This window comes from Massilia sp. S19_KUP03_FR1 (assembly GCF_036688685.1).
Taxonomy (GTDB): domain Bacteria; phylum Pseudomonadota; class Gammaproteobacteria; order Burkholderiales; family Burkholderiaceae_D; genus JALYUM01.
Map to the genome: position 1 here is coordinate 66,399 of NZ_JAQQPS010000009.1, position 15,738 is coordinate 82,136.

Consider the following 15,738-nt stretch of genomic DNA (forward strand, 5'->3'; position numbering starts at 1 on the left):
CGCTTATTGCATGCCAAGGAAGAATGATCTGCGCCCATGCACGCCGCTTGAATTTCGTTGGACGATGGCGTACGATACTGTATAAATGTACAGTAAAGGTGCCGCGATGGCAGACCGTAAAGTCGAACCCTGCAACGATTGGCAAGCCGTGGAAGTGGTGCGGTCGCCGCTTGCCCGCAAGGGCCGCGGCGCCGTGTCGAATATGCAGGGGCGCTACGAAGTCAACGCGCGCGAGGAATACGACGATGGCTGGGGTGCGCAGGACGGGGAGGTCGATGCGACGCCGTTTCGCACCATCGTCACCGATGAAGTCGCCAAGAGCATCCTCAGCCGCAACACCTCGCCAGACATCCCCTTCAATGTGTCGCTCAATCCCTATCGCGGCTGCGAACACGGTTGCGTATATTGCTTCGCGCGGCCCACGCACAGCTACCTGGGCCTGTCGCCCGGCCTCGATTTTGAAAGCAGGCTATTCGCCAAGGTAAATGCCGCCGAGCTGTTGCGGCGCGAACTGGCCAAGCCGTCGTACGTCCCGGACCACATCGCCATCGGCGTGAATACCGATGCGTACCAGCCTTGCGAGCGCGAGCGCCGCCTGACGCGCCAGGTGCTGGAAGTGCTCAGCGAATGCCGCCACCCGGTGGGCCTGGTGACCAAGTCCTCACTGATCGAGCGCGATATCGACCTGCTGGCGCCGATGGCTGCGCAGCACCTGGCCTGCGCGGCCATCACCATCACCACGCTCGACCCGGCCATCGCGCGCACGCTCGAACCCCGCGCCGCGGCGCCGGCGCGCCGCCTGCGCACCATCGAAACGCTGGCGCGCGCCGGCATTCCCGTCAGCGTCAGCGTGGCGCCCATCATCCCGTTTGTCACCGAGCCTGACATCGAAAAAATCCTCGAGGCGGCGCGCAATGCCGGCGCGGTGGGCGCCCATTACGTGGTGCTGCGCCTGCCGTGGGAAGTCAATCCGCTGTTCCAGGAATGGCTGCAAGCGCACTTTCCCGAGCGCGCCCAGCGGGTGATGAACCGCGTGCGCGACCTGCGCGGCGGCAAGGATTACGACAGCGACTTCGGCAAGCGCATGCATGGCGAAGGCATCTGGGCCGACCTGATCCGCCAGCGCTTTACCAAGGCCGTCGAGCGGCTTGGCATGAGCGGGCTGCGCAGCCGGTTCGACAAGCTGGACGTGTCGCAGTTCAGGCGGCCCTTGCGTTTGCCGGCGACCGTTGCCAGGAAAGACGCAAACGGGGCGGGGCAGCTGGATTTGTTTTAACCCAGTCGCGCGAGATGGCGCTCGATGGCGAACACGTGGTCATCCGGCTTGTCCATATCGCGCAGCGCCTGCGCCAGCGCCAGCAGGTAGTCGCGGTTCGGCCCGCTGGGGCCGGATGCGCCGGCAATCTGGGCGGCAATTGCCGCATCGGGCGCTTCGCCCAGGAACGCTGCATTGTCGCTGGCCGCGATGTACACCAGCCCTTCGGCGCTGCCGCCGTCGTCGAACGCGATGCAGATCGCCAGGCGCAGGTAGCCATTTTTTTCGCGGTAGTCGAGGTGGGCGAATTCTTCCGGCGTCACCAGGTACGCCATGCCGTGGCAGACCGCGCCGGGTGCAGGCGCCAGCGTTGCCACGCGCCCGGGCGCTTCCTGTGTGCCGCGGTGGTCGTGCGAACCTTGCCAGAAGCGCCGGGTCCAGCCGCTGATGCTGGCGGGCCGGCGCGCCAGGAACGGAAAGTCGGCCTTGTAGATCAGCGAACCGTAGCCGAACAGCCAGACTTCGGCGTGGCCGTCGAATCGCGTCATGCCCTGGTTGATGGCGACGGTATTGAGTGACATGGCAGCGTTCCGCAAAGCGCTGATTATATCGATACCTGGTGCCAAGGTTCGGAAGCGCACGGTGCTGCAGGCCCGTCTTCTGGCCCAATCAGGCAACACGGCCTTACCCCACATGAATACCAGTTGTATGCTCAAAGGAAATAGTTTTAAATGGCTGACCTTACAAGAATAAAGGAGACGCCTTGAAACTCGCCACCCTCAAAGCCGGCGGCCGTGACGGCACGCTGGTCGTCGTCAGTCGCGACCTGTCGCTGTGCCAGCGCGTGCCCGCCATCGCGCGCACCTTGCAGGCGGCGCTGGATGACTGGCACACGAGCGCGCCGCAACTGGAAGCGGTCTATCTGCAACTGAATGCCGCCGGCAGTGCAGGCAATATCAGCGCGGCCGAGCCCTTCCTGGAAGCCGACTGCCATTCGCCACTGCCGCGCGCGTACCAATGGGCCGACGGCTCGGCGTATATCAACCATGTCGAGCTGGTGCGCAAGGCGCGCGGCGCCGAATTGCCCGCGTCGTTCTACACCGATCCGCTGATGTACCAGGGCGGTTCGGACCGCTTCGTCGGCCCGCGCGACCCGATCGCAGTCCTCGACGAAGGCTGGGGCATCGACCTGGAAGCGGAAGTGGCGGTGATCACCGGCGACGTGCCCATGGGCGTGGATGCCGCCGCGTGCGCCGGCGCCATCCGGCTGGTCATGCTGGTCAACGATGTTTCGCTGCGCAACCTGATACCCGGCGAACTGGCCAAGGGTTTTGGTTTTTTTCAGGCCAAGCCGGCCAGTGCCTTCTCGCCGGTGGCAGTCACCCCGGATGAACTGGGTGCGGCCTGGCACGATTCGAAGCTGCACTTGCCGCTGCAGGTGACGTTAAATAGACACGCTTTTGGCAAGCCGAATGCAGGCGACGACATGACGTTTAATTTTGCGCAACTGGTCGCCCACGCTGCCCGCACGCGCGAACTGGCCGCCGGTACGATTATCGGGTCCGGTACGGTGTCGAACAAGCAGGGTGGACTGCACGGCTCGAGCATTGAACACGGCGGCGTCGGCTATTGCTGCCTGGCCGAAGTGCGCATGTATGAAACCATCGAGCAGGGCAGTCCCAGCACACCATTCCTGCGTTACGGCGACACCGTGCGCATCGAGATGCTCGATAACGCCGGCGCCAGCATCTTTGGCGCCATCGAGCAGGCCGTCGCACCCTATCAGCGCAGTATCTAAGCGGAGAACACCATGAAGCTGCATACCTATTTTCGCAGTTCGGCCGCCTACCGGGTGCGCATTGCGCTGAACCTGAAGGGCATCGATTACGAAGCCGTGCCGGTGCACCTGATCCGCGACGGCGGCCAACATCACCAGCCGGCCTATCTGAACATCAACCCGAGCGGCATGGTGCCGACCTTGCAGGACGAGCGCGGTACGCTGACCCAAACCATGGCGATCCTGGAGTACCTGGAAGAAACGCATCCGACTGTGCCGCTGCTGCCGGTCGATCCGCTCGGGCGTGCGCGCGTGCGCGAGCTGGCGCAGATCGTCGCGTGCGACATCCATCCGCTCAACAATTTGCGCGTGATGCGTTACCTGGTGGATGAACTGGGCATCAGCGAGGAAGCGAAAACGACCTGGCTCAAGCACTGGATCGTGGAAGGGTTCGACTCTATGGAAAGCCACCTGGCGCGCCATCCCGGCACCGGCACATTCTGCCATGGCGATACGCCCACCATGGCCGATTGCTATCTGGTGCCGCAGGCGTTCAATGCCATCCGCTTCGATATCGACCTGTCGCCGTATGCGAACATCGCGCGCATTTATGGCAATTGTGTGGGTCTGCCGGCATTCGTCAAAGCGCATCCGGCGCAACAGCCGGATGCGGAATAAGCAGCGTGATGGCTTATTGCTTGTTGTCAGACGAGATATTGCGCAGCGCTTCGTCGATTTGCGTCGACTGCGTCCTGGCCAAATCGCCCAATGACACCATGCCCAACAGCTTGTGCGAAGCCTGGTCGATCACCGGGACGCGCCGGATCTGCTGGTCGCCCATCGCGGCCAGCACCGCGTCGACACCCTGGCCCGCGTGACAACTGAACGCTTCCGGACTCATCACGTTGCCGACGCGGTCCGACTCGGGATCCTTGCCTTTGGAAATTGAGCGCACGACGATATCGCGGTCGGTGATCATACCAACCAGCGCATCGCCATCGAGCACGGGCAGGGCGCCCACATTGAACTCTTCCATCAACTGCGCCGCACGGCGGATGGTATCGGTGGGGCCGACATAGTGCACATCTGAACTCATCACATCTTGAATGGTTTGCATCGGGAATCTCCTGGTAGTTGTTCATTCAATACCAGGCCATGATGCCCGCGATGGCGCCAGAATGCCCACGCGCTTGCACAGCGCTGGGCTACAATCCGCGTCTTTCCTTGCGTGTTTGCCATGTCCACGATTCCACCAACGATTCTTGCCGCTCTCGACCTTGCCGACGCTTCCTGGCGGCCACATTTGCTGGCCGGGCTGGAAGCGCTTGCCGCCGCCAACCCGGCTTACCTGGCCGAACTTGCCGTCGATGATTATCTGCCGACCGAAGGCCGCCTGTTCGCTGCGTTCGCCTTGCCGCTGACGCGCGTGCGCTACGTGCTGGTGGGCGAGGGGCCGTATCCGCGCGCGGCCAGCGCCACCGGCGTCTGCTTCATGGATGGCGCAGTGGGCGCGCTATGGAGCGCCGATGGGTTGTCAAAACCTGTCAACCGCGCCACGTCGCTGCGCAACTTTATGAAGATGCTGCTGGTGGCCGATGGCCAGTTGCAGGCGGGCGCGACGTCTGGCGTGCAGATGGCGCCGGTGGCCGCGCGTGCGCGCGTCGATGCCGCGATGATCCAGACATTGCCCGATCTGCAAGCCAACCTGACCGCCCAAGGCTTTCTACTGCTCAACGCGGCGCTGGTGTTTCGTCACACCGTGAAGCCGGCCATCGATGCCAAAGCGTGGTTGCCATTCCTGCAAGTGGTGCTGCGCGCACTGGCCGGACTGGCGCCGCCGCCGACCTTGGTGCTGTGGGGGAAAATCGCCGAGGAACTGAAAAAACTGCCTGAAACGGCGCGTTTCCCCCAGGCAAGTGCCGAGCATCCCTATAACCTCAGCTTTATAGAACACGCCGGCATGCAAGCCCTGTTTGGCCCGATGCGACTACTGCGCCAAAACCGGGTCACCGAAAGACAAGCCTGAACGAATTTGCTATACTTGACTAATTCATTCAACTACTCGCCGCGCCGCCAGGCGCAGCAGGCAAATTGTTTGAACAAAGATCGTTCTGATAACAATGCAGGTTTTTTGATAACGAGGCTTGAATGCGTCTGACCACGAAGGGCCGATTTGCCGTTACCGCGATGATCGATCTTGCTCTGCGACAGGGCAAGGGGCCGGTCACGCTGTCCGGTATCAGTCAGCGCCAGGCCATATCGCTGTCTTATCTGGAGCAGTTGTTTGGCAAGCTGCGCCGCCACGAGATCGTCGAATCGATTCGTGGCCCGGGCGGTGGCTACAGCCTGGCGCGCGTTGCCAGCGAAGTGACGGTGGCCGATATCATCATCGCCGTCGACGAGCCGCTCGACGCCACCCAGTGCGGCGGCAAGGAAAATTGCCATGGGGTCGACCTGGCCAGTGGCACGCGTTGCATGACCCACGAACTGTGGGCCACTCTGAACGAAAAAATGGTCGATTATCTCGATTCAGTGTCGCTGCAAGACCTGGTCGACCGCGAAATACAGAAGCACCCTGAACAACATGTCGTGGTCATGCATCGCAGCCACGCCACCGTCGAAACGCATTGAAGCACACGGAGTAAAACTGATGAACGCGCCACTGGACCAACACCTCGAGCAAGCTTTCGAAACCGCGACTGAATCGCACGCTTTCGAAACCGCCCCCCATTTTCCGATCTACATGGATTACTCGGCCACCACGCCGGTCGATCCGCGGGTTGCCGACAAAATGATTCCCTTCCTGCGCGAGCAGTTCGGCAATCCGGCGTCGCGCAGCCATATGTATGGCTGGAGCGCCGAGGCGGCCGTCGAAGAAGCGCGTGCGCAGGTCGCCGCCCTGGTCGGCGCCGATCCGCGCGAAATCGTCTGGACTTCCGGCGCTACCGAAAGCAACAACCTGGCCTTGAAGGGCGCTGCCCAGTTCTACAAGACCAAGGGCAAGCACATCATTACCGTGAAAACCGAGCACAAGGCAGTGCTGGACACGGTGCGCGAACTCGAGCGCGTGGGTTTTTCCGCGACTTATCTCGAGCCGCAAGATAACGGCCTGATCACCATCGAACAGCTGGCCGAGGCGATCCGCCCGGACACCATCCTGGTCTCGGTGATGCTGGTGAATAATGAAATTGGCGTGATCCAGCCGATTGATGAAATTGGCGAACTGTGCCGCTCGAAAGGCATCATTTTCCACTGCGACGCGGCGCAAGCCACGGGCAAGCTCGCGATCGACCTGGCAAAATCCAAGGTCGACCTGATGACCTTCACTGCGCATAAAACCTACGGCCCGAAAGGCATCGGCGCGCTGTACGTGCGGCGCAAGCCACGCGTGCGTCTCGAAGCGCAGATGCACGGTGGCGGCCACGAGCGCGGCATGCGCTCGGGCACCTTGCCGACCCACCAGATCGTCGGCATGGGCGAAGCTTTCCGCATCGCCAAGGAAGAGATGGACACGGAAATCGTGCGCATCACGGCGCTGCGCGATCGCCTCGCCAAGGGCCTGATGGAAATCGAAGAGGTGTATATCAACGGCGACATGGCGCACCGCGTGCCGCACAACCTGAACGTCAGTTTTAACTATGTCGAAGGCGAGTCGCTGATCATGGCGATCAAGGGCCTGGCGGTATCGTCGGGGTCGGCTTGCACATCGGCCAGCCTGGAACCATCGTACGTGTTACGCGCGCTCGGTCGCAGCGATGAACTGGCGCACAGCTCGATCCGCTTTACCATTGGCCGTTACACGACCGAAGCAGACATCGATTTCGCGATCGACCTGCTGAAATCGAAGGTTGGCAAACTGCGTGAACTGTCGCCGCTGTGGGATATGTTCAAGGACGGGATCGACATCAGCTCGATCCAATGGGCAGCCCACTAATTACGTTTCACTAAAAGAATCAGGAGCATCACCATGGCTTATTCAGACAAAGTACTCGATCACTACGAAAACCCACGCAACGTCGGCGCCTTTGGCAAAGACGATGCAGATGTCGGCACCGGCATGGTTGGCGCGCCGGCCTGCGGCGACGTCATGAAACTGCAAATCAAGGTTGGCGCCGATGGCCTGATCGAAGATGCGAAATTCAAGACCTACGGCTGCGGTTCGGCCATTGCGTCGAGCTCGCTGGTGACCGAATGGGTCAAGGGCAAGACGCTGGCGCAAGCATTGGAAATCAAGAACACGCAGATCGCTGAAGAGCTGGCGCTGCCACCGGTGAAAATCCACTGCTCGATCCTGGCCGAAGACGCCATCAAGGCGGCGGTGCTGGATTACCAGACCAAGCATCCTGCACTGGTATAAATGATGTAAATGGGCTGGCGCGCTGTGTGGCGCGCCAGCCTGTCGAATGCGGAGAACAGCAATGGCAATCACCCTGACCGAAAAAGCAGCCCGTCACATCAACCGCTACATCGAGCGTCGTGGCAAGGGACTCGGCTTGCGCTTCGGCGTGCGCACCACCGGTTGTTCCGGCCTGGCCTATAAACTCGAGTATGTGGACGAATCGGCCGCCGAAGACAGCGTGTTCGAGTCGCACGGCGTGAAGGTTTTTGTTGACCCGAAAAGCCTGCCGTATCTCGACGGCACCGAGCTCGACTTTGCCCGCGAAGGCCTGAACGAAGGGTTCAAGTTCAACAACCCGAACCTCAAGGATGCATGCGGTTGCGGCGAAAGTTTCCGGATTTAATGCAAAACCATTTCGAGCTGTTCAACCTGCCGGCCCGTTTCGATGTCGACGCGGCTGCCTTGGACCAGGCTTACCGCGACGTCCAGGGCCGGGTACACCCCGACAAATTCGTCAACGCGACGGACGCTGAAAAGCGCGTCGCGATGCAATGGGCCACGCGCGCCAACGAAGCCTACCAAACCCTGAAACACCCGCAAAAGCGCGCCCAATATCTGTGCGAGCTGAACGGCGTGGACCTGCAAACGGAATCGAACACGGCCATGCCGATGGACTTCCTGATGCAGCAGATGGAGTGGCGCGAAGAGCTCGGTGACGCGCGCGCTGCGAAAGACGGCATCGCTCTCGACCGTCTGGACGCCCAGTTGCGCAGCGCCCGCAAACAGCGGCTGCTGTTGGTCGGCAAGGAGCTCGATGCCGGCCAGTACGATGCCGCCGCGCAAGGCGTGCGCGCGCTGATGTTTCTCGATAAATTCGGCGAAGAAGTCCAGTACGCCTTCGAAGCCATCGACAACTAGCCCGCAAACAATTACCCAATAATTAGGGTCAGAGTAGAGTTTTTGAGTAATTGCTCATTTAATCGACTCTGACCCTAATTTTTCTACAATAGATTAAGAACAACATGGCACTTTTGCAGATTTCAGAACCGGGCATGTCGACCGCGCCGCACCAGCATCGGCTGGCAGTGGGCATCGATCTCGGGACGACCAACTCGCTGGTGGCCACCGTGCGCAGCGGGACGCCGGAAGTGCTGTCCGACGAAGACGGCCATAGCTTGCTGCCGTCGATCGTGCGCTATCTGCCGAATGGTCATGCACATATCGGCTACAAGGCGCAGGCGCACCAGACCACCGATCCGAAGAACACCATCGTCTCCGTGAAGCGGTTCATGGGGCGCGGCCTGCGCGACATCGCGCACGCCGAGAACATGCCGTACGACTTCCAGGATACCCCTGGCATGGTGCAGCTGAAAACCGTCGCCGGCCTGAAAAGCCCGGTCGAAATATCTGCGCAAATTCTCGCTACCCTGCGCCAGCGCGCGGAAGATTCGCTCGGCGATGAACTGGTCGGGGCCGTCATCACCGTGCCGGCGTACTTCGACGATGCCCAGCGCCAGGCCACCAAGGATGCGGCCCAGTTGGCCGGCATCAACGTCCTGCGTCTGCTGTCGGAGCCGACTGCCGCCGCGATCGCGTATGGCCTGGACCAAGGTAAAGAAGGCGTCTACGCCGTGTATGACCTGGGCGGCGGCACCTTCGATATCTCGATCCTGAAACTGTCGAAAGGCGTGTTCGAAGTGCTGTCCACCGGCGGCGATTCGGCCCTCGGTGGCGACGATTTCGACCACCGCCTGTTTTGCTGGATCATGGAGCAGGCCAAACTGGCGCCGCTGTCGGACGAAGACACGGCGACCCTGATGGTCAAGGCGCGCCAGGCCAAGGAACTGCTCTCGACGAATGCGGCCACCACCATCGACGCCATGCTGCAAAGCGGCGAAGTGGTGCAAGTGCGCATCACCGATGAAGTTTTCTTCGACATCACCAAACACCTCGTCGCCAAGACCATGAGCGCGATCCGCAAAGCCATGCGCGACGCGGACGTGTCGATTGAGGATGTCGACGGCGTGGTGATGGTGGGCGGTTCGACCCGCATGCCGCACGTGCGCCGCGTGGTCTCCGATTTTTTCCATACCATTCCGCATGCGAATATCGACCCGGACAAGGTGGTGGCGCTGGGCGCCGCCATCCAGGCCAATCTGCTGGCCGGGAACCGCGCCTCGGGCGACGACTGGCTTCTGCTGGACGTGACGCCGCTGTCGCTCGGTATCGAAACCATGGGCGGCCTGGTCGAAAAAATCATCCCGCGCAATTCCACGATTCCGTGCGCGCGTGCGCAGGAATTCACGACATTTAAAGATGGTCAGACCGCGCTGGCGGTGCACGTGCTGCAGGGCGAGCGCGAACTGGTCAGCGATTGCCGTTCGCTGGCGCGCTTCGAGCTGCGCGGCATCCCGCCCATGGCGGCCGGCGCAGCACGTATTCGCATTACTTACCAGGTTGACGCCGATGGCTTGCTGTCGGTGTCGGCGCGCGAAACGCGCTCCGGCGTGGAAGCGTCGATCACGGTCAAGCCGTCGTACGGCCTGGGCGACGACGATGTCGCACGCATGCTGCAGGACTCGTACACATCGGCAGCCGGCGACATGGTCATGCGCGCGCTGCGCGAAGAGCAGGTCGAGGCCGAGCGCATCTTGCTGGCGACGCAGTCGGCACTCGAGTCGGATGCGGCGCTGCTCGACGAAGCGGAGCAGGGCGCTTTAAGTGCGCTGGTTCAGCAAGTGCGCGATGCGATCGCACGCTCGTCTGACGAATCCGTCGCCATCGGCACGCGCCAGGATGGCTTGCACAATGCAGTGCAGACGCTGGCACATGGCACTGAAGAGTTTGCGGCGCGGCGCATGGACAAGAGCGTGCGCAGTGCGCTGGCCGGTAAAAAGCTGTCCGAGGTTTAAGCGCCACCTTCAGCCATCATCATTGACCGTCATACCGGCGAAAGCCGGTACCCATGTTGAGCGAGCTTGCACCACTTATTCAGCGTACTCAGTATGGGTCCCGGCGCGCGCCGGGATGACGTTTTTGAGTGCTCGTATAATATGCATCAAAACTGTCATTTGCCCTTCGCAATGACCACATCCACGAGGTAACCGAAGTGCCCCAAATCGTATTCCTGCCCCACCCAAAATTCTGCCCTGACGGCGCCGTCGTCGATGCCCCCAGCGGCAAGTCGATCTGCGACATCATGCTCGACAACGACATCGAAATCGAACACGCCTGCGACCGCGTCTGCGCCTGCACCACCTGCCACGTGCTGGTGCGCGAAGGTTTCAACTCGCTCAACGAGCCGGAAGAGCAGGAAGAAGACATGCTCGACAAGGCCTGGGGCCTCGAGCCCGTCTCGCGCTTGTCGTGCCAGTCGATTGTCGGCACCGAAGACCTGGTGGTGGAGATCCCGAAATACACGATCAATCACGCCGCCGAGGCGAACCATTGAGCAGCCCCGTGAAAGCGAGCAAGTCGCAGGCTGACGCCCTCCCACCGGAGATCCGTCCCGGCCAGTCCGTCGCGCTGCTGCAGGAGCTGCACATCCTCACGCGCGACGGTAAGCTGAACCAGGACAGCCGGCGCAAACTCAAGCAGGTCTACCACCTGTACCAGTTCATCGAGCCGCTGCTCAATGAACTGCTCACCGACCACCCGAACGTGTCGCTGGTCGACCATGGCGCCGGCAAGTCCTACCTCGGCTTCATCCTGTACGACCTGTTCTTCAAGGGCATCAAGGATCAGCAGGGCGCCCATATCTACGGCATCGAGACCCGCGAGGAGCTGGTAGCCAAGTCCACCGAGCTGGCCAAAAAGCTCGGCTTCGACCAAGGCATGTCCTTCCTGCCGCTGTCGGTGGCCGAATCGACGACGTCAAGCCTGCTGCCGGCCCAAATCGACATTGTGACCGCCCTCCACGCCTGCAACACCGCCACCGACGACGCCATCGATTTCGCCCTGAAGAAGCGCGCGAAATACATGGTGCTGGTGCCGTGCTGCCAGGCCGAAATCGCCTCGGTCCTGAAGAAAAACAAGGGCCGCGACCTGGGCAAGAGTGCGCTGACCGAAATCTGGCGTCACCCGATCCATACGCGCGAATTCGGCAGCCAGATCACCAACGTGCTGCGCTGCCTGCAGCTCGAAGCGCACGGCTACCAGGTCAATGTGACCGAACTGGTGGGCTGGGAGCACTCGATGAAAAACGAGTTGATCATCGCGACGTACAAGAATTTGCCGCGTCAGCGTCCGACCGAGCGTCTGCAGGAAGTCCTGTCCACGCTGGGCCTGGAAGAAATGGGCCAGCGTTTTTACACTAGCCAACTCGCCTTGAGCACGGAACCAACATGAACCAAGCCAACTGGATCGACCTGCGCAGCGACACCGTCACCGAACCGTCGCAAACCATGCGCGACGCGATGGCCGCCGCGCCCGTGGGCGACGACGTCTATGGCGACGACCCTACCGTGAACCGCCTGCAGGACTTCGGCGCCGAGTTGTTCGGTTACGAGGCCGGCATGTTCGCCCCTTCGGGCACCCAGACCAACCTGATCGCGCTGATGACCCACTGCGGCCGCGGCGACGAATACCTGGTCGGGCAGGAAGCGCACACCTACAAATACGAAGGCGGCGGCGCCGCGGTGCTGGGCAGTATCCAGCCGCAGCCGATCGCCAACCAGCCGGACGGCTCGATCGCGCTGTCCGACATCGGCGCCTACATCAAGCCGGACGACATGCACTTCGCGCGCACGCGCCTGCTCGCGCTGGAAAACACCATCGGCGGACGCGTGCTCGGCACCGACTACATGGCCGCCGCCACGGCGTTCGCCCATGCGCGCGGTCTGGCCACCCACCTCGACGGCGCCCGTATCTGCAACGCCGCCGTCAAGCAGGGCATCAGCCTGGCTGACGCCGTCGCCGGTTTCGACACGGTCTCGGTGTGCCTGTCGAAAGGGCTGGGCGCGCCGATCGGCTCGCTCCTGCTCGGCCCGAAGGCCTTTATCGAGCAGGGCAAACGCTGGCGCAAGATGCTCGGCGGCGGCATGCGTCAGGCCGGCGTCATCGCGGCGGCTGCCCAGCACGCGCTGGAGCACAACGTTGCGCGTCTGGCCGATGACCACACCAACGCCGCGCGCCTGGCCGAGGGCCTGGGTGCGATCGACGGTTTGACGGTCGATACGCCGCAAACAAATATTTTTTATATTCACATGGACCAGGCCGCCTGCGACGGTTTGCGCGCTGCCATGGCGCGCGAACAGATTCGCGCGACGGTCGGTCCGCACACGCGCCTGGTCACGCACTGGAACGTATCGGCAGACGACGTCGAAAAAGTCATCCGTGTGATCAGCGCATTTTTCAGCGACTGGAAAAAGACATGAGTGAAGCCATTCGCCTCGCCAAACGCGTCGCCGAGATGGCGCCGTGCTCCCGTGCAGACGCCGAGCGTTACATCGCCGGCGGCTGGATCAGCGTCGACGGCAAGCTGGCCGAAGACCCGGCCATGCGCGTCGAGGATACCCAGGATGTGGTGATCGATCCGAAGGCCACGGCCGACGAGCCGACCCCTGTGACGATTTTGCTGCACAAGCCAGCCGGCGTGAATGCGGGCGTCGGTGCTGTCGGAGAATCCGCGCTCGATTTGCTGACTGAAGCAACGCTGCAAGTGGCCGACCACGGCCGCCAGCGCTTCCTGAAGCGCCACCTGACCAAATTGACGCTGACGTCGCCGCTCGAGACGATGGCCAGTGGCCTGCTGATCTACACCCAGGATTTCCGGGTGGCGCGCAAACTGGTCGACGATGCCGAACGGGTCGAGCAGGAGTACGTCGTCGAAGTGGCGGGAACGCTTGCCGAGGGCGGCCTCGCGCTGCTGAACTTTGGCCTGAAATTTTCCGGCAAGCCGATTCCGCAGATGAAGGTCAGCTGGCAGAACGAAACGCGTTTGCGCTTTGCGCTGAAAGGCGTGCGGCCGGGGCAGATCGCGCACATGTGCGAAGCGGTGGGCTTGAGCGTGGTATCGATGAAGCGGCTGCGGATCGGGCGCATTTCCATGGCCGGGGTGCCGGCGGGGATGTGGCGCTACCTGCATGAGTATGAACGGTTTTAATCGTTTAAATTAATCAAAAAAGCCGCTGGGCGCGCCTCAAGCCGTGGCGGGCAGCTTCCGAGCGGGTGGCGGCAGCTGGATCAGCCGGGTGCCCGCCAGTTTATCGTGCAGGAACTGGCGGTCCTGGTCGAGGAAGGCAGTCAGCGCCCAGACCGCGATGCCGATAGCGAGCGCGATGCCGGTCTGTCCGTGGCTGAGCTTGAGCACATGGGACAGGTACAGCGCCGGCAGCAGCCAGCACCAGGCCAGCAGGTGGCGCAGCAGGGCGGCGCCGAACGGCACGCGCGCATGGCCCACTTTCACCAGCTTGATACGCCAGGTTTTCATCGCCAGCGTGAAGCCGCTGCCGCACCACGCGTGCAGGAAGTAGGCGGCGGCGACCAGGAAAAACAGCGCAATGCCAAGGTGGCGGAACAGCGGCGCCTGGCGGTTGCCGCTCAAAAAAATAAACAGGAAATTGGCGAAGAATTCGACGGCGGCAATCAGCATCAGCTCGTACAGCATGGCCATCAGGCGCCGCTTGATGGTCGGCGTGCGGATGGCCACCGCTGGGTTGTCAAGCATCGCTTATTTGACGGGCGCGGCGGCGCTGACGCTGCCCGTCGCCATCGCTGCAGTGGCCGGGGTGGGGGCGCCGCGCAACACCGGCGTGGTACTGCGCTGCGGCGACTTGGCTGGCGGCACATTGGTCAATTGCTTGCGCGCGGCTTGCTCGGCGAGCTTCTGTTTTTGTTCATCAGGCAATTGCTTGTAGCTTTCCCAGGTGGCGCTTTTTTCGTTGGGGGCGAGCGTTTTGGCCTGGGTGTAATTCTGCCGCGCCGCCGCGCGTTGCGCGGGCGTCAGGCGCACCCATTCGCGCATGCGCTCATGGACGCGTTGCTGCTCTTCCGGTTTCATCGTGGCATAGCGATTGGCCAGTTCCAGCCATTTTTGCTTGCGCACGCCTTCCATTGGATCCCATTCGCGCTGCAAGGGTTCCAAGGCAATTTTTTGCGCCGCCGACAGCTGGCTCCAGACCGGCTTGTCAGCCGTTTTGACGGGGGCTTTGCGCGCCTGGGCCGGTGGCGGCGCTGCTGGCTGCCCGATTTGGGGCGCCGTCTGCTGCGCGTGCAGCGCGGCCGCGCAGACAGCCAGCGCCAGGGCGCCACCCAAAATTGCCACGCCGAACCGAAGCCGCTTGGTCGTCATTGCGCGCGCTTCTGCGATGCCAGGTAAGCGTTAAAGCCATCGTCCAGGTACGCGGTCAGCGGCAATTCGTCCGACAGCACGGCCGCGTCGAGCTCGGCCACGTCGGCGATATGCTGTTTCTGCTCTTGCTGGTAGACGCCGGCCAGGCCGGCCACCAGCGCGAACAGCGGGACGGCGACGGCAATGCGGCCCAGGCCGGCGCCGGAAAACAGGGCGCGCAACTGGATGCCAAACAACCCACCTTGCGCCACCGGCTTGCGCGCGCGCTGCGGCGCGTCGGCTTTCTTGCGTGCGAGCGCGCTGGCGCGCGCGGCCGCCAGTCGCGCCGTGGTGGCGTCTGGCAGCGTATCGAGCTGTTCGTTCAGCGCGCGGCGTACCGCGTACGCCAGGTTGATGTCGTCGGTGTTCATAATGTCAATCCCTTGGCTTTCAACGCGGCGGCGAGGGTGTGTGTCGCTCTCGAACAATGCGTTTTGACGCTGCCTTCCGAGCACCCCATGGCTTCTGCAGTTTCAGCCACGTCCATATCCTGCCAGTAACGCATGAGGAAGGCTTCCCGTTGACGTGGCGGCAGTTTTTGTACTTCGTTGTCGATGATATGCAGGGTTTGCGCGCGTTCTACCTGGTCCGCGCTTGACTCCGCTGCGCTGGAACCTTGCTCTGCCTCAAACGACGCCAGTATATCAAACTCCTCCTCGTCGCCGTCGCGCCGGCCCATTCCCGAAAACAGGCTGACCCAGGTGTTTCGCACCTTTTCGCGTCGGAAATAATCGAGGATGGTGGTCTGCAAGATGCGCTGGAACAGCATCGGCAATTCGGCGGCCGGCTTGTCGCCGTATTTCTCGGCAAGCTTGATCATCGCGTCCTGCACGATGTCGAACGCAGATTCGTCCTTGCGCACGGCGTAGACGGCTTGCTTGAAGGCGCGCCGTTCCACGTGCTCCAGGAAATCGGAAAGTTCTTTGTCGGTGGCCATGCGCTCGAGAGGTGGGTGCGCCGCAGGTACATTGCCTATGGCTGCTGGGAAACTGACGCACTCTAGCAAAAAAGCGCGGGAACTGCACCTGATTCACGCC

The 15,738-nt window shown here is 62.2% G+C and carries 20 protein-coding genes; 14 read left to right on the top strand and 6 right to left on the bottom strand.

Translation table 11 applies throughout. The annotated features are described in order from the left end of the window. Positions 1–106 precede the first annotated feature (106 nt). The gene (locus V6M87_RS11605) at positions 107–1,276 is read left to right on the top strand and encodes a PA0069 family radical SAM protein (RefSeq protein ID WP_332876785.1); all 1,170 of its coding nucleotides are present in this window, start codon (positions 107–109) and stop codon (positions 1,274–1,276) included. Here V6M87_RS11605 and V6M87_RS11610 read toward each other — a convergent pair. Beyond that, positions 1,273–1,836: a gamma-glutamylcyclotransferase gene (locus tag V6M87_RS11610; protein WP_332876786.1), complete on the bottom strand. Its 564-nt coding sequence runs from the start codon at positions 1,834–1,836 to the stop codon at positions 1,273–1,275. The genes V6M87_RS11605 and V6M87_RS11610 overlap by 4 nt on opposite strands. 182 nt (positions 1,837–2,018) lie before the next feature. On the opposite strand from V6M87_RS11610, the gene V6M87_RS11615 reads away from it, so the two are divergent. Both V6M87_RS11615 and maiA read left to right on the top strand, forming a co-directional pair. Then, positions 2,019–3,053 (top strand): fumarylacetoacetate hydrolase family protein, encoded by a 1,035-nt coding sequence (locus V6M87_RS11615; RefSeq protein WP_332876787.1) that lies wholly within the window; start codon positions 2,019–2,021, stop codon positions 3,051–3,053. Between the two features lie 12 nt (positions 3,054–3,065). After that, positions 3,066–3,710 (top strand): maleylacetoacetate isomerase, encoded by a 645-nt coding sequence (gene maiA / locus V6M87_RS11620; protein ID WP_332876788.1) that lies wholly within the window; start codon positions 3,066–3,068, stop codon positions 3,708–3,710. Between the two features lie 13 nt (positions 3,711–3,723). Here maiA and V6M87_RS11625 read toward each other — a convergent pair whose 3' ends face one another. Continuing rightward, entirely contained in the window at positions 3,724–4,149 is a 426-nt protein-coding gene (locus tag V6M87_RS11625) for a CBS domain-containing protein (RefSeq protein ID WP_332876789.1), read from the bottom strand. A 120-nt stretch (positions 4,150–4,269) separates the two neighbouring features. Between V6M87_RS11625 and V6M87_RS11630 the strand changes: the two genes are divergently transcribed. The 11 genes from V6M87_RS11630 to V6M87_RS11680 all read left to right on the top strand — a co-directional run bounded on the left by V6M87_RS11630 (position 4,270) and on the right by V6M87_RS11680 (position 13,474). Beyond that, the gene (locus V6M87_RS11630; RefSeq protein ID WP_332876790.1) at positions 4,270–5,058 is read left to right on the top strand and encodes a uracil-DNA glycosylase; all 789 of its coding nucleotides are present in this window, start codon (positions 4,270–4,272) and stop codon (positions 5,056–5,058) included. A 122-nt stretch (positions 5,059–5,180) separates the two neighbouring features. Then, complete coding sequence (gene iscR / locus V6M87_RS11635) at positions 5,181–5,663, top strand: Fe-S cluster assembly transcriptional regulator IscR (RefSeq protein ID WP_332876791.1); 483 nt, start codon at positions 5,181–5,183, stop codon at positions 5,661–5,663. 19 nt (positions 5,664–5,682) lie between these two features. Continuing rightward, positions 5,683–6,966 (top strand): IscS subfamily cysteine desulfurase, encoded by a 1,284-nt coding sequence (locus tag V6M87_RS11640; RefSeq protein ID WP_332876792.1) that lies wholly within the window; start codon positions 5,683–5,685, stop codon positions 6,964–6,966. A 33-nt stretch (positions 6,967–6,999) separates the two neighbouring features. After that, entirely contained in the window at positions 7,000–7,389 is a 390-nt protein-coding gene (gene iscU, locus V6M87_RS11645) for a Fe-S cluster assembly scaffold IscU (protein ID WP_332876793.1), read from the top strand. Positions 7,390–7,450: 61 nt separating this feature from the next. Next, positions 7,451–7,774, top strand: coding sequence for an iron-sulfur cluster assembly protein IscA (iscA, locus tag V6M87_RS11650; RefSeq protein ID WP_332876794.1), 324 nt, complete (start codon positions 7,451–7,453; stop codon positions 7,772–7,774). Beyond that, entirely contained in the window at positions 7,774–8,289 is a 516-nt protein-coding gene (gene hscB, locus V6M87_RS11655; RefSeq protein WP_332876795.1) for a Fe-S protein assembly co-chaperone HscB, read from the top strand. Before iscA ends, hscB begins: the two co-directional genes overlap by 1 nt. 104 nt (positions 8,290–8,393) lie before the next feature. Further along, positions 8,394–10,283, top strand: coding sequence for a Fe-S protein assembly chaperone HscA (gene hscA, locus V6M87_RS11660; protein ID WP_332876796.1), 1,890 nt, complete (start codon positions 8,394–8,396; stop codon positions 10,281–10,283). Positions 10,284–10,480: 197 nt separating this feature from the next. After that, a complete protein-coding gene (gene fdx, locus V6M87_RS11665) occupies positions 10,481–10,822 on the top strand; it encodes an ISC system 2Fe-2S type ferredoxin (RefSeq protein WP_332876797.1) in 342 nt (113 codons plus the stop codon). 8 nt (positions 10,823–10,830) lie between these two features. Beyond that, positions 10,831–11,718: a class I SAM-dependent methyltransferase gene (locus V6M87_RS11670; protein WP_332876798.1), complete on the top strand. Its 888-nt coding sequence runs from the start codon at positions 10,831–10,833 to the stop codon at positions 11,716–11,718. Continuing rightward, entirely contained in the window at positions 11,715–12,746 is a 1,032-nt protein-coding gene (gene ltaE, locus V6M87_RS11675; protein ID WP_332876799.1) for a low-specificity L-threonine aldolase, read from the top strand. Before V6M87_RS11670 ends, ltaE begins: the two co-directional genes overlap by 4 nt. Further along, positions 12,743–13,474, top strand: a complete 732-nt coding sequence (locus V6M87_RS11680) for an rRNA pseudouridine synthase (RefSeq protein WP_332876800.1) — start codon at positions 12,743–12,745, stop codon at positions 13,472–13,474. The genes ltaE and V6M87_RS11680 overlap by 4 nt, the downstream gene beginning before the upstream one ends. Positions 13,475–13,510: 36 nt before the next feature. On the opposite strand, the gene V6M87_RS11685 is transcribed toward V6M87_RS11680, so the two are convergent. From V6M87_RS11685 to V6M87_RS11700, 4 genes are read right to left on the bottom strand one after another with little or no spacing between them, the layout of a single operon-like run. Beyond that, positions 13,511–14,038, bottom strand: coding sequence for an RDD family protein (locus V6M87_RS11685; RefSeq protein ID WP_332876801.1), 528 nt, complete (start codon positions 14,036–14,038; stop codon positions 13,511–13,513). A 3-nt stretch (positions 14,039–14,041) separates the two neighbouring features. Then, positions 14,042–14,662: a DUF3106 domain-containing protein gene (locus tag V6M87_RS11690; RefSeq protein WP_332876802.1), complete on the bottom strand. Its 621-nt coding sequence runs from the start codon at positions 14,660–14,662 to the stop codon at positions 14,042–14,044. After that, positions 14,659–15,072: a DUF3619 family protein gene (locus V6M87_RS11695; protein ID WP_332876803.1), complete on the bottom strand. Its 414-nt coding sequence runs from the start codon at positions 15,070–15,072 to the stop codon at positions 14,659–14,661. Before V6M87_RS11695 ends, V6M87_RS11690 begins: the two co-directional genes overlap by 4 nt. Then, positions 15,069–15,638, bottom strand: coding sequence for an RNA polymerase sigma factor (locus V6M87_RS11700; RefSeq protein ID WP_332876804.1), 570 nt, complete (start codon positions 15,636–15,638; stop codon positions 15,069–15,071). Before V6M87_RS11700 ends, V6M87_RS11695 begins: the two co-directional genes overlap by 4 nt. Positions 15,639–15,738 lie beyond the last annotated feature (100 nt).

Excerpts from the sequence above, each read along its gene's own strand:
- V6M87_RS11605 (WP_332876785.1), top strand. The coding sequence starts at position 107 with ATGGCAGACCGTAAAGTCGAACCCTGCAACGATTGGCAAGCCGTGGAA.
- V6M87_RS11610 (WP_332876786.1), bottom strand. The coding sequence starts at position 1,836 with ATGTCACTCAATACCGTCGCCATCAACCAGGGCATGACGCGATTCGAC.
- maiA (WP_332876788.1), top strand. The coding sequence starts at position 3,066 with ATGAAGCTGCATACCTATTTTCGCAGTTCGGCCGCCTACCGGGTGCGC.
- V6M87_RS11625 (WP_332876789.1), bottom strand. The coding sequence starts at position 4,149 with ATGCAAACCATTCAAGATGTGATGAGTTCAGATGTGCACTATGTCGGC.
- V6M87_RS11630 (WP_332876790.1), top strand. The coding sequence starts at position 4,270 with ATGTCCACGATTCCACCAACGATTCTTGCCGCTCTCGACCTTGCCGAC.
- iscR (WP_332876791.1), top strand. The coding sequence starts at position 5,181 with ATGCGTCTGACCACGAAGGGCCGATTTGCCGTTACCGCGATGATCGAT.
- V6M87_RS11640 (WP_332876792.1), top strand. The coding sequence starts at position 5,683 with ATGAACGCGCCACTGGACCAACACCTCGAGCAAGCTTTCGAAACCGCG.
- iscU (WP_332876793.1), top strand. The coding sequence starts at position 7,000 with ATGGCTTATTCAGACAAAGTACTCGATCACTACGAAAACCCACGCAAC.
- iscA (WP_332876794.1), top strand. The coding sequence starts at position 7,451 with ATGGCAATCACCCTGACCGAAAAAGCAGCCCGTCACATCAACCGCTAC.
- hscB (WP_332876795.1), top strand. The coding sequence starts at position 7,774 with ATGCAAAACCATTTCGAGCTGTTCAACCTGCCGGCCCGTTTCGATGTC.
- hscA (WP_332876796.1), top strand. The coding sequence starts at position 8,394 with ATGGCACTTTTGCAGATTTCAGAACCGGGCATGTCGACCGCGCCGCAC.
- ltaE (WP_332876799.1), top strand. The coding sequence starts at position 11,715 with ATGAACCAAGCCAACTGGATCGACCTGCGCAGCGACACCGTCACCGAA.
- V6M87_RS11680 (WP_332876800.1), top strand. The coding sequence starts at position 12,743 with ATGAGTGAAGCCATTCGCCTCGCCAAACGCGTCGCCGAGATGGCGCCG.
- V6M87_RS11685 (WP_332876801.1), bottom strand. The coding sequence starts at position 14,038 with ATGCTTGACAACCCAGCGGTGGCCATCCGCACGCCGACCATCAAGCGG.
- V6M87_RS11690 (WP_332876802.1), bottom strand. The coding sequence starts at position 14,662 with ATGACGACCAAGCGGCTTCGGTTCGGCGTGGCAATTTTGGGTGGCGCC.
- V6M87_RS11695 (WP_332876803.1), bottom strand. The coding sequence starts at position 15,072 with ATGAACACCGACGACATCAACCTGGCGTACGCGGTACGCCGCGCGCTG.
- V6M87_RS11700 (WP_332876804.1), bottom strand. The coding sequence starts at position 15,638 with ATGGCCACCGACAAAGAACTTTCCGATTTCCTGGAGCACGTGGAACGG.